At 73.4% G+C, this 13,505-nt stretch carries 9 protein-coding genes and 1 pseudogene; all 10 read right to left on the bottom strand.

The annotated features are described in order from the left end of the window. Nucleotides 1-58: 58 nt before the first annotated feature. Nucleotides 59-1,876 carry a gamma-glutamyltransferase gene (gene ggt, locus ACWH4W_RS16895; protein WP_473076547.1) on the bottom strand — a complete coding sequence of 606 codons (1,818 nt, stop codon included), beginning with the start codon at nt 1,874-1,876 and terminating at the stop codon, nt 59-61. Between the two features lie 323 nt (nt 1,877-2,199). Beyond that, complete coding sequence (locus ACWH4W_RS16890) at nt 2,200-3,084, bottom strand: ABC transporter permease (protein WP_473076546.1); 885 nt, start codon at nt 3,082-3,084, stop codon at nt 2,200-2,202. Further along, nucleotides 3,081-4,232, bottom strand: coding sequence for an ABC transporter ATP-binding protein (locus ACWH4W_RS16885; protein ID WP_473076545.1), 1,152 nt, complete (start codon nt 4,230-4,232; stop codon nt 3,081-3,083). Before ACWH4W_RS16885 ends, ACWH4W_RS16890 begins: the two co-directional genes overlap by 4 nt. Nucleotides 4,233-4,536: 304 nt before the next feature. After that, a complete protein-coding gene (locus ACWH4W_RS16880; RefSeq protein WP_290006436.1) occupies nt 4,537-4,692 on the bottom strand; it encodes a VenA family class IV lanthipeptide in 156 nt (51 codons plus the stop codon). A 48-nt stretch (nt 4,693-4,740) separates the two neighbouring features. Further along, complete coding sequence (gene lanL / locus ACWH4W_RS16875) at nt 4,741-7,428, bottom strand: class IV lanthionine synthetase LanL (protein WP_473076544.1); 2,688 nt, start codon at nt 7,426-7,428, stop codon at nt 4,741-4,743. A 1,348-nt stretch (nt 7,429-8,776) separates the two neighbouring features. After that, nucleotides 8,777-9,184, bottom strand: coding sequence for a DUF6278 family protein (locus ACWH4W_RS16870; protein WP_473076543.1), 408 nt, complete (start codon nt 9,182-9,184; stop codon nt 8,777-8,779). Between the two features lie 74 nt (nt 9,185-9,258). Further along, complete coding sequence (locus ACWH4W_RS16865; protein WP_473076542.1) at nt 9,259-10,038, bottom strand: exodeoxyribonuclease III; 780 nt, start codon at nt 10,036-10,038, stop codon at nt 9,259-9,261. A gap of 73 nt (nt 10,039-10,111) precedes the next feature. Continuing rightward, nucleotides 10,112-10,747, bottom strand: a complete 636-nt coding sequence (locus ACWH4W_RS16860) for an MBL fold metallo-hydrolase (protein ID WP_473076541.1) — start codon at nt 10,745-10,747, stop codon at nt 10,112-10,114. A gap of 179 nt (nt 10,748-10,926) precedes the next feature. Beyond that, nucleotides 10,927-12,232 (bottom strand): annotated as a pseudogene (gene pcaDC, locus ACWH4W_RS16855) (bifunctional 3-oxoadipate enol-lactonase/4-carboxymuconolactone decarboxylase PcaDC). Nucleotides 12,233-12,264: 32 nt separating this feature from the next. Continuing rightward, the gene (locus ACWH4W_RS16850; protein ID WP_473076540.1) at nt 12,265-13,362 is read right to left on the bottom strand and encodes an IS110 family RNA-guided transposase; all 1,098 of its coding nucleotides are present in this window, start codon (nt 13,360-13,362) and stop codon (nt 12,265-12,267) included. Between the last annotated feature and the right edge of the window lie 143 nt (nt 13,363-13,505).

Below are 13,505 nucleotides of genomic sequence, written 5' to 3'. Positions count from 1 at the left end.
TGTTCCAGGTGGACCTGACCACCGCCCCGGGCGGACGGCCACCGCTCCGGGTGAGCGGCTACCGCCTCGGGTGGACGACCATCGCCGAGCCGCCGCCCCGGCGGGTCTTCTCCGCCGCGGCGAGCCAGGCGCCGCCGGGCAGCCGCTGCACGCCGGTGGTCGCGCCGATCTCCGGGTTCTCCCGGAAGGAGTGCCCGATGGCCTCCAGGCGCTGCCTCAGCCCGCTGTCGTACAGGCCGGGTTCGAGTTCGGTCCGGGCGGCGTTGCGCTGGCTGGCGCGCGGCGCGGCGATCGCGTCGACGAGGGGCAGGCCCCGGTCGAGGAAGCCGGTGAGGGTCTGCAGCACGGTGGTGATGATGGTCGCGCCGCCGGGTGAGCCGAGCGCCACCACCGGCCGGTCGTGCCGGTCGAGCACGATCGTCGGCGCCATGGACGAGCGGGGCCGCTTGCCGGGGCCGGGCAGGTTCGGGTCGTGCACGGCCGGGTTCGCCGGGGCGAAGGAGAAGTCCGTCAGTTCGTTGTTGAGCAGGAACCCGCGTCCGGGCACGGTGATGCCGCTGCCCCCGGTCTGCTCGATGGTGAGCGTGTAGGAGACGACGTTGCCCCACCGGTCGGCGGTGGTCAGATGCGTGGTGCTCTCGCCCTCGTACGTCGTCGGCGCGGCCGTGCCGCCCTTCGCGCACGGCTTCGGGTCGCGGGGGTCACCGGGGGCGAGCGGGCTGGTGAGGACGGTGTCGTCCCTGATCAGGCAGGCGCGTGAGTCGGCGAACCGCTGCGACAGCAGTTCCCCGGTCGGCACGTCCTCGAAGGCGGGGTCGCCGACCCAGCGGCCCCGGTCGGCGAACGCGATCCGGCTCGCCTCGATGAGGCGGTGCAGGTAGCGCGCGTCGCTCGCCTTCGACAGGTCGGTGCGCTCCAGGATGTTGAGGGCCTCGCCGACCGTCGTGCCGCCGGAGGACGACGGCGCCATGGAGTAGACGTCGAGGCCGCGGTAGGAGGTCTTCGTCGGCGGCTGGGACTTCGTGCGGTAGGCGGCGAGGTCGCGCAGGGACAGGTCGCCGGGGCGGGCGTTCCAGCCGGACGCCGGGTCCACGGGCGGCTTGCCGACCGTGTTCACGATGTCGCGGGCGATGTCGCCCCGGTAGAGGGCGCCGGCACCCTTGCGGCTCAGCTCGCGGTAGGTGCGGGCCAGGTCGGGGTTCTTGAAGGTGGAGCCGACGACGGGGAGTTCGCCGCCCGGCAGGAACAGCTCGGCGGTGTCGGGGAAGTACCGGAAGCGGACCTCGTTGGCGGCGGTCTGCGCGCGGAACGTCTCGTCGACGGTGAAGCCGTCACGGGCGAGACGTTCGGCGGGCCTGAGGACCGTGCCGAGGCTTGTGCTGCCCCACCTGTCGAGGGCGCGCTGCCAGGTGGCGGGGGTGCCGGGGGTGCCGACGGCGAGTCCGCTGCTGACCGCCTCGGCGAACGGGATGGGTGCGCCGTTCTCCAGGAAGAGGCCGGAGCCGGCGGTGAGCGGGGCGGTCTCGCGGCCGTCGAGGGTGTGCACGGTGCGCGACCGGGCGTCGTAGTGGACGAAGTAACCGCCGCCGCCGATGCCGGCCGAGTAGGGCTCGGTGACGCCGAGCGCGGCGGCGGTGGCCACGGCGGCGTCGACGGCGTTGCCGCCCTTCCGCAGGATCTCGATGCCGGCGGCGGTGGCGTCGGCGTCGACGCTGGAGACGGCGCCGCCGTGTCCGACGGCCACCGGCGTCTTGGGGGCCGGGCGGGCGTGGGGGGCTCGTTCGCCGGGGGGAGGGGGCGGCGCGGCCGCTCCCACCGAGACGACGGCGGCGGTGACCGCGAGGACCGCGAACTTCCGTGCGACAGGGCGACGCATCCGCACCTCCAGTAAAGGGCCGTGCGGGCAGCTTAGTTGGCTGCCATGCCCGCGTCAGGGAGGCCGGACGGGCGCGCCGCGCACGGCCGGGGGCGTACGGGGCGGCCGGCACCCGGGTGTACGGCCTCCATGCCTCCGGTCCCGGCACACCCGCCGCCCCCGGCGACGCCGGCGGCGTGACCGGCACGGCGAAAGGGCAGCCGCGCTTCCACCGGAGCTCCGAGGCGGCCACGGCCCGGCCCTCGTTCATGTCCTGCTTCCTCCTCCGCGTGGTGCGGCGCCCGCGTCCCCGCGCGGCAGGCGGGAGCGGAGGCCGGACCTCGTCACTCCGGGCGGCCGAAGCGGTGGGCGGCCCAGGCCAGGGCCACGGCGCCCACCGTCAGGAGGGCCGCGGCCTCCAGCAGGAGGGAGGGCTGCCGGCCGAACCACTCGATGCCCGCCGCCGCGTGCTCGGGCACCCGGAGGGCGATGCTCCGCCGGAGCAGGTCCACGCCGTGGGCGAGCGGGTTGACGGAGGCCAGGGCCTGCGCCCAGCCGGGCAGCGCGTGCAGCGGGAAGAAGGCCCCGGAGAGGAACAGCAGCGGCATCATCACCAGGCCGAGCAGCATGCCGAACACCTCGGGGCGGGCCAGGGTCACGGCGAGGGCCAGGGACAGGGCCGTGATGGTGAAGGAGGCCAGCACCATGCAGGCGAGGAGCAGCGCCAGGAGGACCGGGTCGTAGGGCAGGCCGACCGTTCCGGCGAGGGCCAGCAGGACGGCCCCCTGGACGGCGGCGACCGCGGTGCCGCCGACGCAGACTCCCAGCAGGAGCGTGGCGCGGCCGACCGGAGCCATCAGCAGTTCGCGCAGGTAGCCGCTCTGGCGGTCGGTGATCAGGCGGATGCCGACCGTGAGGGCCGGCGTCTGGACCGTCATCATCAGGATGCCGGGGAACAGGTAGGCCTGGTAGCCGACGCCCAGCGTCGACTCGGGGATGAGGGCGGCCAGCCCGCCTCCGAGGGCGAAGAGGTAGAGCACCGGCTGGACCAGCATCAGGGCCGTGTGGACGTGCTGGGAGGAGAGGCGCAGCAGGTCGCGGTGGACCAGTGCGTGGACCGCGCGCAGCTCACGGCGCACACGGGACGGCCGCGCCGGGCCGGGACCGCCGGGGGTGTCCGGTGCGTACGGGACTCCCCTGGCCCGGGGGGCGGGTGCGGATGCGGTCACGGGCGCCCTTCCGTCGTCGTGGCGCCGGCCGGTCCGGCGGGGGCGGGCTCCGGGGGCGCCGCGGTCCCGCCCGGCGGGGCGGGGGCGGACGGCGTGGCGGGCCGTCCGCCGTGGATGCTCCGGCCGGTGTGGTGGAAGAAGACGTCGTCGAGGGTGGGCGGGGTCGCGGAGGCGGCGTGCACGGGGATGCCGTGGGTCTCCAGCGCCGCGCACAGGCGGGGGATCCAGGAGCTGCCGTCGGGTACGCGCAGGCGGATCCCCTCGGTGTCCAGGGCGACGTCGGCGCCCTGGGGCGCGGTCCGGCGCACGACGCGGCACGCCTTCCGGTCGTCGCCGGTGCGCAGCGCCACCCGGTCCTCCCCGATCGCGTCCCGCAGCGCGGAGGGCGTGCCCTGTGCCACCAGGCGGCCGTGGTCGATGATGGCGAGCCGGTCGCAGTTCTCCGCCTCCTCCAGGTAGTGGGTGGTGAGGAAGAGGGTGGTGCCGTACCGGTCGCGCAGGTCGCGCAGGTGCTCCCAGACCTGGGCGCGGGCGTGGGGGTCGAGGCCGGTGGTCGGTTCGTCGAGGAACAGGATCCGGGGCGCGTGCAGCAGGCCGCGGGCCAGTTCCAGACGTCGTCGCATGCCGCCCGACAGGGTGCGGACCGGGGACCGCCGGCGGTCGGTCAGTCCGACGGCCTCGAGGGTCTCGGCGGTGCGTCTGCGGGAGTCGCGGCGGCTCATCCCGTACAGGCGGGCGTGGATGCGGAGGTTCTGCTCGGCCGTCAGGTCCGTGTCCAGGGCGCTGTGCTGGAAGAGCATCCCGACCTGCTGCCGCACCCGGTCCGGCCGGCCGGTCACGTCGGCGCCGGCGACCGTGGCCCGGCCGGCGGTGGGGCGTGCCAGGGCGCACAGCAGGGCGACGGTGGTGGACTTCCCCGCCCCGTTCGGGCCGAGGAAGGCGAAGGTCTCCCCCTGGCGCACGTCCAGGTCCAGGCCGTGGACGGCGTGCGTGGTGGTGCCGTCGGGGCCCGGGTAGCTCTTGACCAGGCCGCGGGCGCTGATGGCGTACACCTCCTCGGAAGCGGGTTCCGTGGTGTCCGGGTGTTCCGGGGCGGCGGTCAGGACGGATGTCCGGGCGGGGGCGTCGTCACCGGCGCTCGGCTGCATGGTCGGGTCCTCGTCTGCGGGGCGTCGGCCGGGGAGCCGGCGGGCAGCGGTTCGCGGGCGGGCCCGCTCGGGTCCTGGGTGCGGTCCGGTGCGCGGCTTCCCGCCACCGGGCGTGTGCTCCGGCCGACGGCAGCCTGAGGCGGCCGCCGGCCGGAGACGCGCGAGCCCTTCTCGTCCTGCTCCGGGTCATGCCGCCGAGGGGGTGCCGAGCGTTTCCCGCGGGCGGGGAACGCCGCTCAGCCCTCCCCGGCACGGCCGCCGTCGTCCCGACCGGCACCGGAGCCGAAGGGCTTGTCACCATCGGTCAGGCGCAGCTGACGCCGACGCAGACGGTGTTGAGGAGCGTCAGCAGGCCGACGCACTGGCAGGTCGCGGCGAACGCCGCTCCGTCGGCGCCGACCGGGTCGGTCTCCGGCAGGGCGTGCAGCTCGGCCAGCAGCTCGAGGTCGCGGTTCTCCATGACATTCTCCTTCTGTGTGTGAGAGTCGGCGGCGGGGATTCCCGCCGCTCAGCCCGGCTGTTGGATCAACCAGTGCCGGGAGTCGGCGTGACGGGTCCGCAGGAGGAACGCCAGGATTCCCGCGGAGCCGTCGCTCCAGCCCGTCGAGACCTCCCCGTACTCGTTGGGGAAGACGACGTGACCGTTGCGGTGGGCCCGTTCGGAGACGATGAGGCGGGCCAGGTCCTCGGCCGACGCGCGGTGGGCGGGGTCCCCCGTGGCCGCGGCCAGGTCCAGGAGGAAGTCGCCGTTGCCCGCCACCCCGTGGCATTGGGTGAGGGGGGCGCGCGGGGCGCGTTCCGTCACCGCGCGGGCGGCCCCTCGGGCGAGCCGGCCGAAGCGGTCGTCCCCGGTGGTCTCCCACAGCCGCAGCAGGAAGGAGCCGATGCCCGCCGAGCCGTGGCACCAGTACGGCGCCGTGGGCACGTCACCGGTCTGGGTGGGCCACTGGACGGCTCCGCCGACCTCCAGGGCCGCGGCCGCCAGCCCCTCCCCCGCCTCCACCGCCAGGTCCAGGTACGGCCGGTGGTCCGAGACGGCCGCGGCGGCGAGGAGGAAGCTTCCTATGCCGGCGGTGCCGTGCGCGAAGCCGAGGTAGCGTCCGCCGGCCTCCCCGGAGGCCCCTCCTCCCGAGAGGGTCTCCGCGGGGACCGGCCAGCTGACGCCGGCCTGGTCGCGCCGGGCGGCGGCGACCAGGCGGTCGGCCGCGTCGACCACGAGTTCGGCGAACCGCGGGTCGCCGGTGCGGTACCACAGGTGTGCGGCGGCCAGTCCGCTCCCCGCGGTGCCGTGGGTGACGTCGTGGCAGGGCGTGGGTTCCTGCGGGGCCAGGGCGAGGGCCCGCGCGTGGTCCATGAGGGCACGGTCGTCGACGGCACGGGCGGCGTCGTACAGCGCCCAGGCGGTCCCCCGCCCGCCGAAGTGCAGGCCGGGGCGGGTGGAGCGGGTGTCGGTGCGGGCCGCCGTCCAGTGGCCCGCCGTGGAGATCAGCTCCGGCAGACGCTCGTCGCCGGTGAGCTCGAAGTACCGGGTCAGGACCGCCAGGACGCCGGCCGCGCCCTGCTGCACGGTGCAGGGGTCGGTCTCGCCCGCCAGGGTGGACACGGGCCACAGGCGCCGCTCGTCCTGCGGGGTCATGGAGTCGACGAGGTGGTCCACGATGCCCGCCACCACGGCCTGCGTCGCGTCGTGTCCGCCGTCCTCACGCGCCGGGGCGGTGACGGGGCGCACGGCGGAGGTCCGCCGCGTCCGGCGCAGGACGGCGCGCGCCCGTGCCGGGTCCCAGCGTTCGGCGGGGTCGTCCCTCATCAGCCCGAGGATCATCCCGGTCAGGCCGTCCGGCAGGCGGAGGGTGCCGGCGCAGGCGTCCAGCCATGCGGCGAGCCGTTGCTGCGGGGCCCGGCCGGCCGGCTCCTCGGGGAGCAGGTGCGGTACCCGCCCGGCGAGGACGAAGCACACGGTGGCGCCGAGGCTGTAGTAGTCGGCGCTCGGCGCGACGGGCGCGCCCGTCAGCCGCTCGGGGGCGCTGAAGCCGGGGGTGCCCACGGTCGTCGGGAGGGCGGCGTCGCCCTCCGGGACGGCGAGTTCCAGGTCGATGAGGCGCAGTTCGCCGTCCGGTCCGACCATGATGTTGCCGGGCGTGAAGTCACGCAGGACGCAGCCCTGTTCGTGGGCCGCGGCGAGGAGGTCCACCAGGCGTTCCGTCAGGTCCAGGGCGTCGGTGCGGTACTTCTCGCTGCCGACGTCGCGGAAGTGCTCGGCGACCCAGTTCCGCAACGGAACGCCCGGTACCTCCTCCTGGGCCAGGAACAGGTGTCCGCCGTGCTCGAACATCGCGAGGCATGCGGGCGCGAGCCCCGTGCCGGCCAGCTTCTCCAGGGTGCGGGCCTCGGCGCGCAGCCAGTCGCGCACGTCGCGGCCGGTGGCGTCGGCCTCCACGTGCGGCCGGGCCTCCTTGATGACCACGGGTCCGCCCGTGGTGGCGTCCGTACCCCGGTAGACGCCGCCCTTGTTGGTGTGGCGGATCGCCTCCCGTACGGAGAAGCGGCCGCCCAGCAGCACCGGTCCGCCCGGCGCCTTCCGGGGGCTCGGCGAGGGCTGCGCCGGGGCGGGGAAGGGGCTCACCGCCCAGGGGGGCGGGGAGTACGTGCCGGTGCGCTCGTCCTCGACGGGGTTGCCGTCCGGGTCCTCGATGTACCACACGAGCAGGCCCTCGTCGGAGAGCCGGCGCCGGCCGGTGAAGGCGCCGTAGCGGTAGTGCACCAGGCTGTTCACGGCGTAGGGCTGGTCCGACAGGATCCGCGGGCCGGCCAGGCCCTGGGTGGCTCTGTGCAGTTCCAGCGCGATCCTGGCCGCGTCGGTGTCGGAACGCGGGTAGACGGTGATGAACTTCCCCGAGCTCCCCCGGGGCGTGGCGCGGGAGTTGAGTACGCCCACCTGCTCCAGGGACCGGGCGAACTTGAACGCCGACTCCTCCCGCAGCAGCACGTCCAGCGCCTTCTCCAGGACCGCCGGCGCGGAGACGGACGTCGCCGACACGTGCAGCTTCCAGCCCTGCTTGCGCACCGTCGCGGACGGGGGCGTGAGGCGGCACCACATCTCGTCCGCTTCGACGGTCCAGCGGGAGCCCTCACCGAGGGCGTCCAGCGCCCGGCGGAGCAGGTCTTCGAGGTCGACTTCGATTGCGCGGCTCGTCATTCACGTCCCTCCCGACGGCGAGAACCACCGGCTGAACGGGTCATCGGTAGGAAAGTACGACTCAATTCCTACGAGCAGAAGACCGTTCGGCAGGCGTGTGGGAGCGCTGGGACACCCGTCGGTGCCGACCGGCACAGAATGTGCGCACGAAGGAGTGAAACGGCGGAATACGCATCTCCGCACGCCCCCGGAAATACGCGCCACCGGACCGAACAAAGAAATTCAGAATGAAGTGCTCCGGTTACCGAACACCTTTCGTCCCGCTTCACCCCAAGGCCCGAAGGAACAGGTCCCGACTCCGTCATCCAGACCTCTGTGCGGGCGGTGGCCGACGTCGCGCATGAGCGCTCCACCGACGGCGCCCTGCCCCTTCCGGGCACAGCACACGAGCGGGGCGGTCCCGGGACCGCGGCGAGCACCGCCGTCACCGCCGGCTCGAGGTTTCCGCCCCGTCCCCTCCTCGGGCCCTCAGACTCTCAGGCCTTCAGACTCTCAAGGAATCGAACGCGGCAGGGAATCCGGTCGAATCAGGATCACATTCTCGCACAGATATGCGACCCTTCTGTCGTCACGATTCACAGTCAAGAGGCTTGTATGACCCTCCAACTTAACAATAAATCGTCAACAATCAGCTATCAATAATCTGAGATTGACTTAAAGAAACAAACTCGGTCTGTCTAGAGCTCGCCGAGGGGCCGGCCAGAGGGAGAGGCCGAAGCGACGGAACCCGGACACCCTCGGTCCGGCGGGTCCGGAAAGGGTAAAACGGCCGCCCATGAACCGTTCCGGGTTCGATGGGGGCTCGACCGCTCAGGAGGGGGGCGCACGCCCGCCGGGCGAAGCGCCTTGCGCGGAGGCGGCCGAGGCGGACACCTCCGGGGCGGGGCGGGGAGGGCGCACCGGCGCGGGCGGGAGGGCGCACCGGCGCGGGCGGGAGGGCGCGCCTCAAGGCGGGCGCGAGAGGGCGCCCTCGCGGGGGCCCGGGCGGCACCACCCGTCCGGCGCGCAGCTGACCTTCTCCTCGCCTGCGGGCGACCGTGGTTCGGCCGCTGCCGCCGGGAGCAGTGATCTCCGGCTGCCGCCGGACGGGACCGGCCTGTGTGATCCGCCGCCCCGGCTGGGCGGGCGGTCCCCTCCCGGCGGCGACGTCCCCGCTTACGCCGCGAAGTCTCCTCCCCCACCGGGACGGAGGGAACATCGTAGTCGAGGTCCGGGCGGACAGGTTTCCGTACGTCATGGCAACCGCCGCAACATAACCGGGCAAGATCGCCAGAATGGAGCGACACGCACTTTCCGGACATAAGCCGTATTTACATCGGGTGATGAGGCGCGCGAAGGGGCGCGCACGTCAGCCTTCCGCCACCTCGGCGTAGAGCTGCGACAGTTGGGGCGCGCCGTCGGACGCCCAGCGGTGTCCCGCGTCGACGACGTCGAACTCCCGTCCGCCGACGAGCCGTACGACCGGCTGTCCGTCGGGGCGGAGGTCCCAGGCGGCGCCCGCCACGGTGCGCACGATCACGGTGCCCAGGTACAACCCCGCGTCGTTTCCCAGCCAGTCGGAGGCGTCCTCGTCGTCCCGCCATCTCGGGACCAGCTGGTCGAGAGCCTCCAACGAGGCCGGGCTGTCGTCCAGCCGGACCCCCTCCCGGTCCGCCTGGGAGCGCAACAGGGCGCACTCGGCGAGAAGTTCGGCGAGCCCTTCCGGACCGGGGAGTTCGTCCCTCCGGCGCCGCTTGCCCAGGAACGGGATCTTCATACTGCCAGCCTGTCATTCGGACCGCCCCGCGCACCACAGGCGCGCGGGGTCCGCCGACGGCAGGCCGGCCCTCGTCACACGTCCAGGTCGACCACGACCGGGGCGTGGTCCGAGGCGCCCTTGCCCTTGCGCTCCTCACGGTCGACGTAGGAGTCCGTGACCGCCTTGGCGAACGGCTCGTTGCCGTACACCAGGTCGATGCGCATCCCCCGGTTCTTGGGGAAGGCGAGCTGGCGGTAGTCCCAGTACGTGTACGGGTGGTCGTACTTGAGGGGGCGCGGGACCACGTCGGTCAGTCCGGTCTCGCGCAGGGCGGCGAGGGCGGCGCGCTCGGCGGGGGTGACGTGGGTGGAGCCCTCGAAGGCGGCCCGGTCGTGGACGTCGTCGTCGGTCGGCGCGATGTTGTAGTCGCCGAGGACCGCGAACGGGCGGTCGCCCGCCGCGTCGCCCGCCACCGCCGCCTTCAGCGCCTCCAGCCACCGCAGCTTGTACGCGTAGTGGGGGTGCTCCACCTCCCGGCCGTTCGGCACGTAGACCGACCAGACGCGCACCGGGCCGCAGGTCGCGGAGACGGCGCGCGGCTCGGCGGAGCCCTCGTACCCCGGGTCGCCCGGGAGGCCCTTGACGACGTCCTCCAGGCCGACGCGGGAGAGCACCGCCACGCCGTTCCACCGGCCGGTGGCGTGGACCGCCGACTCGTAGCCCAGCTCGCGCAGCTGCTCCACGGGGAACTTGTCCTCGGCCACCTTGGCCTCCTGGAGGCACAGCACGTCCGTGCCGCTGCTCTCCAGCCAGGCCAGGAGCCTCGGCAGGCGGGCGGTGATCGAGTTCACGTTCCAGGTCGCGATGCGCATGCTTCACAACCTACCCGCCGCGTCCGACAACGCGCGGCCGGTGGTCGCCGCCTGTGGACGACCGCCCTCGCGGTCAGAGCCGGACCGCGTCCCCGGGGGCCAGCCGCAGGTGCTCGGAGCCGCCGAGGGCGCCGATCTGGCGGTCGTAGATCGGGCGGGCGAGGTCGGTGAGCAGGGCGTCGTGGATGTCGTAGGCGCGCTGCGGGCGCACCTCACGGACGTAGTCGATCACCTCGGAGATCTTGTTCCAGGGTGCCATCACGGGCAGCATCAGCGTCTCGACCGGGTGATCGGGGACGGTGAGCGCGTCGCCCGGGTGGAACAGCCTGCCGCCGTCGACGAGGTAGCCGACGTTGGTGATGCGCGGGATGTCCGGATGGATCACCGCGTGCAGTTCACCGTGCACCTGGACGTCGAAGCCGGCGGCGGTGAAGGCGTCGCCGTGGCCGACGGTGTGCACGCGGCCCGGGAACGCGGCGGAGATCTGGTCCGCGACCGCCTTCAACGTCCAGATCCCGGCCCCCGGGTTGGCCTCCATGGCGGTCCGCAGCCGTCCCTCGTCGAAGTGGTCCGGGTGCTCGTGGGTGACCAGCACCGCGTCCGCGCCGACGGCGGCGTCCTCCTCGCTGAACCCTCCGGGGTCGATGACGAGGACCCGTCCGTCCTTCTCCAGCCGGACGCAGGAATGCGACATCTTGATGAGCTTCATGGCTCCATCCTGCATCCGGGGGACGGAGCGGCGCGCCGGGTGCGGAGGGCCTGCGACCGGGGCCGGGGCCTGCGACCGGGCGGGGGCCTGCGACCGGAAACCGGAGAGCCTGCGGCCGGAAGCCGGGGATCGGCGACCGGGGCCGGGCCGGGGTCAGGGAGCCGGGGCGCGGTCAGGGGTCACTCCGGCGGGGTGGTCTCCTCGCGGATGACCTGCTGCGCCACGCGGAAGGCGCCGCTGGCGGCCGGGACGCCGCAGTAGACGGCCGCCTGGAGCAGCACCTCCTTGATCTCGTCCGGGGTGAGCCCGTTGCGCAGGGCGGCACGGGTGTGCACGGCGAGTTCGTCGAGGTGACCGCCCGCGACGAGGGCGGTGAGGGTGACGCAGACTGCGGGTGCGGCGGTCGAGTCCTGGACGGTCCCAGACCTCGCCCCAGGCGTACCGGGTGACGAGCTTCTGGAAGTCCTCCGAGAAGGCGTCGGTCTGCTCCAGGACCCGGTCGACGTGCGCGTCGCCCAGCACGTCCCGGCGCACCTTGATGCCGGTGTCGTACGGGTCCGGGACGCCCTGCGCCTGCGGGGGCACGACGGCCGGGGCGATCTCGGCGACGGGGGCGGGCTGCGGTGGGGCGGCGGCCGGCGTCTGGGGCGGCCGGGGCGCGGCGGCGGGCAGCACGGTCTGGCCGGTGGCGGTCTCGGGGAGCGGCAGCCAGGCGGTGGAGAAGTGCCGGACCAGCAGGTCGGTGACGGCGGCCGGCTGTTCCACCGGCACCAGGTGGGAGGCGCCGGGCACGACGGCGAGCCGGGCGTCCGGGATGCCCGCGACGAGGGTGCGGGCCTCGGCGGGCCCGGTGACCTGGTCCTCCGAGCCCACGAGTACGAGGGTCGGGACGCCGACGCTGCCGAGTTCCGCCCGGACGTCGAAGGAGGCGAGCGCCTCGCAGGCGGCGATGTAGCAGCCGGGGTCGGTGGTGCGCACCATCTGCACGGACCACTCGGTGATCGCGGGCTGGGCGGCGGCGAACCCTCCGGTGAACCAGCGTTCGGGCGCGGAGCGGGCGATGGGGTCGAGGCCGTTGGTCCGCACGATCACGCCGCGCTGGCGGAACTCGTCGGCGGTGCCGAAGCGGGGCGAGGCGGCGATCAGCGCGAGCGACGCGAGGCGCTCCGGGTGGCGCAGGGCCAGTTCGATGCCCACGGCGCCGCCGAGGGCGCAGCCGGCGTAGCCGAAGCGGTGCACGCCGAGGCCTTCGAGGGTGGCGAGCAGCCGGGTGGCGAGGTCGGTGACGGAGGCCGCGGGGTGGGCGGGGGCGCCCCCGTGCCCCGGCAGGTCGAACCGGAACACCCGCCACTGCCTCGTCAGTTCGGGAATCTGCCGGTCCCACATGTGCCATGTGGTACCCAGTGAGGGACCGAGGATCAGGACCGGGGCCTCTGCCGGCCCGTCAAAGCGGTATTGCAGGGTGTTCGGCGGTGTCTCACTCACGCGTCAGACCCTCTCACGTCTCACGGACGCCCCTATAACGCAGGGGTGCGGGAAGCCGGTCCGACCAGGTTGAAGACCTCGCGGGCGGCATACCGCTTGAGGCATCGGATGATCTCACGTCGGGTCTTGTCCTCCTGGGTGCGGCGTTCGTGGTACGCCTGGGTGCGCGGGTCGTGGCGCAGCCGGGTGAAGACGATGCGGTGCAGGGCCGCGTTGGCCTGCCGGTCGCCGCCGTGGTTGAGCCGGCGCGTTCTCCGACGCCCGGAGGAGTACTCGATGGGGCTGACTCCGCAAAGGGCGGCAAAGGACGCCTCAGTGTTCAGCCGCTCGGGATTGTCTCCCATGGTGATCAGGAGAGTGACGGCGCTGTCCGGACCGATGCCCACCGGTGTCAGTAGCTGTGGGGCGTGACGTTCGACGAGCCGGGTCAGGCGTTGGTTCAGCTCATTGATCTGAGCCGTGAGCTGTTCGATGCGCTCGGCGAGCATGCGTAACGTCATATGGGTGGCCTGGGTCACCGCGTCCTCGTCTCCCCCACCGTCGGGTGGGCCGAGGCGCACGCAGGTGCGGAACAGCTCGGCGTTGCCGAGGCTCGACATGCGTTCCCGCAGGGCGGGGTCGGCGATGACCAGGACGGCCTTGAGCTGGTTGATCGCCTGGGTGCGGGCCTTGACCACGGAGTCCTTGGCGAGCTTGTAGATCCGGGCGCTGTCCACCGGACCGTCGGCGGATTTCGCCCGGGCTCGGGCGCGACCGCTGAGCACGGCTCGTGCTGCGGCCTGGGCGTCGAGCGGATCCGACTTGCCGAGCAGCCGGCGGGCCGACCGATCGGGCCGGTTCACCTCGAACACCTGGATCTGCTGGGTCACCAGGTAGCGGGACAGGCCCGCTCCGAAGGTGCCGGTGCCCTCCACCCCGGCCCGGCGCACCGTCCCCCGCTTGCGGGCCCAGACAAGCAACTGTCGATAGCCGGCCGCCGTGGCCGGAAAGGACTCGGTTCCCAGGACTTTCCCGAGCAGGGAGATCACAGCGGCGACATGCACCTCGCCGTGCGTGTCCACGCCCAGCACGATCTCTCGACGAACGGGAGGGTCCGTGCTCGAGGAGGTGCTGCGCTGTCGGGTCGTCATGATGATTCGCCTCCCACGTGGTGACGTGCTGGGTGGATGGCACCGGCCCGCTCGGGCGGTCTGAACCGTGATGGCGCCTGAAACTCGGCAAGGCCCCTATAGGGACACGCCCTGTGGCTCGGTGACAGCAGAAACCATCCCGC

Source organism: Streptomyces sp. DSM 120436 (genome assembly GCF_055778765.1).
This window is presented reverse-complemented; position numbering and strand designations above follow the sequence as displayed.

Excerpts from the sequence above, each read along its gene's own strand:
- ACWH4W_RS16870 (WP_473076543.1), bottom strand. The coding sequence starts at position 9,184 with ATGAAGATCCCGTTCCTGGGCAAGCGGCGCCGGAGGGACGAACTCCCC.
- lanL (WP_473076544.1), bottom strand. The coding sequence starts at position 7,428 with ATGACGAGCCGCGCAATCGAAGTCGACCTCGAAGACCTGCTCCGCCGG.
- ACWH4W_RS16860 (WP_473076541.1), bottom strand. The coding sequence starts at position 10,747 with ATGAAGCTCATCAAGATGTCGCATTCCTGCGTCCGGCTGGAGAAGGAC.
- ACWH4W_RS16880 (WP_290006436.1), bottom strand. The coding sequence starts at position 4,692 with ATGGAGAACCGCGACCTCGAGCTGCTGGCCGAGCTGCACGCCCTGCCG.
- ACWH4W_RS16885 (WP_473076545.1), bottom strand. The coding sequence starts at position 4,232 with ATGCAGCCGAGCGCCGGTGACGACGCCCCCGCCCGGACATCCGTCCTG.
- ACWH4W_RS16850 (WP_473076540.1), bottom strand. The coding sequence starts at position 13,362 with ATGACGACCCGACAGCGCAGCACCTCCTCGAGCACGGACCCTCCCGTT.
- ggt (WP_473076547.1), bottom strand. The coding sequence starts at position 1,876 with ATGCGTCGCCCTGTCGCACGGAAGTTCGCGGTCCTCGCGGTCACCGCC.
- ACWH4W_RS16865 (WP_473076542.1), bottom strand. The coding sequence starts at position 10,038 with ATGCGCATCGCGACCTGGAACGTGAACTCGATCACCGCCCGCCTGCCG.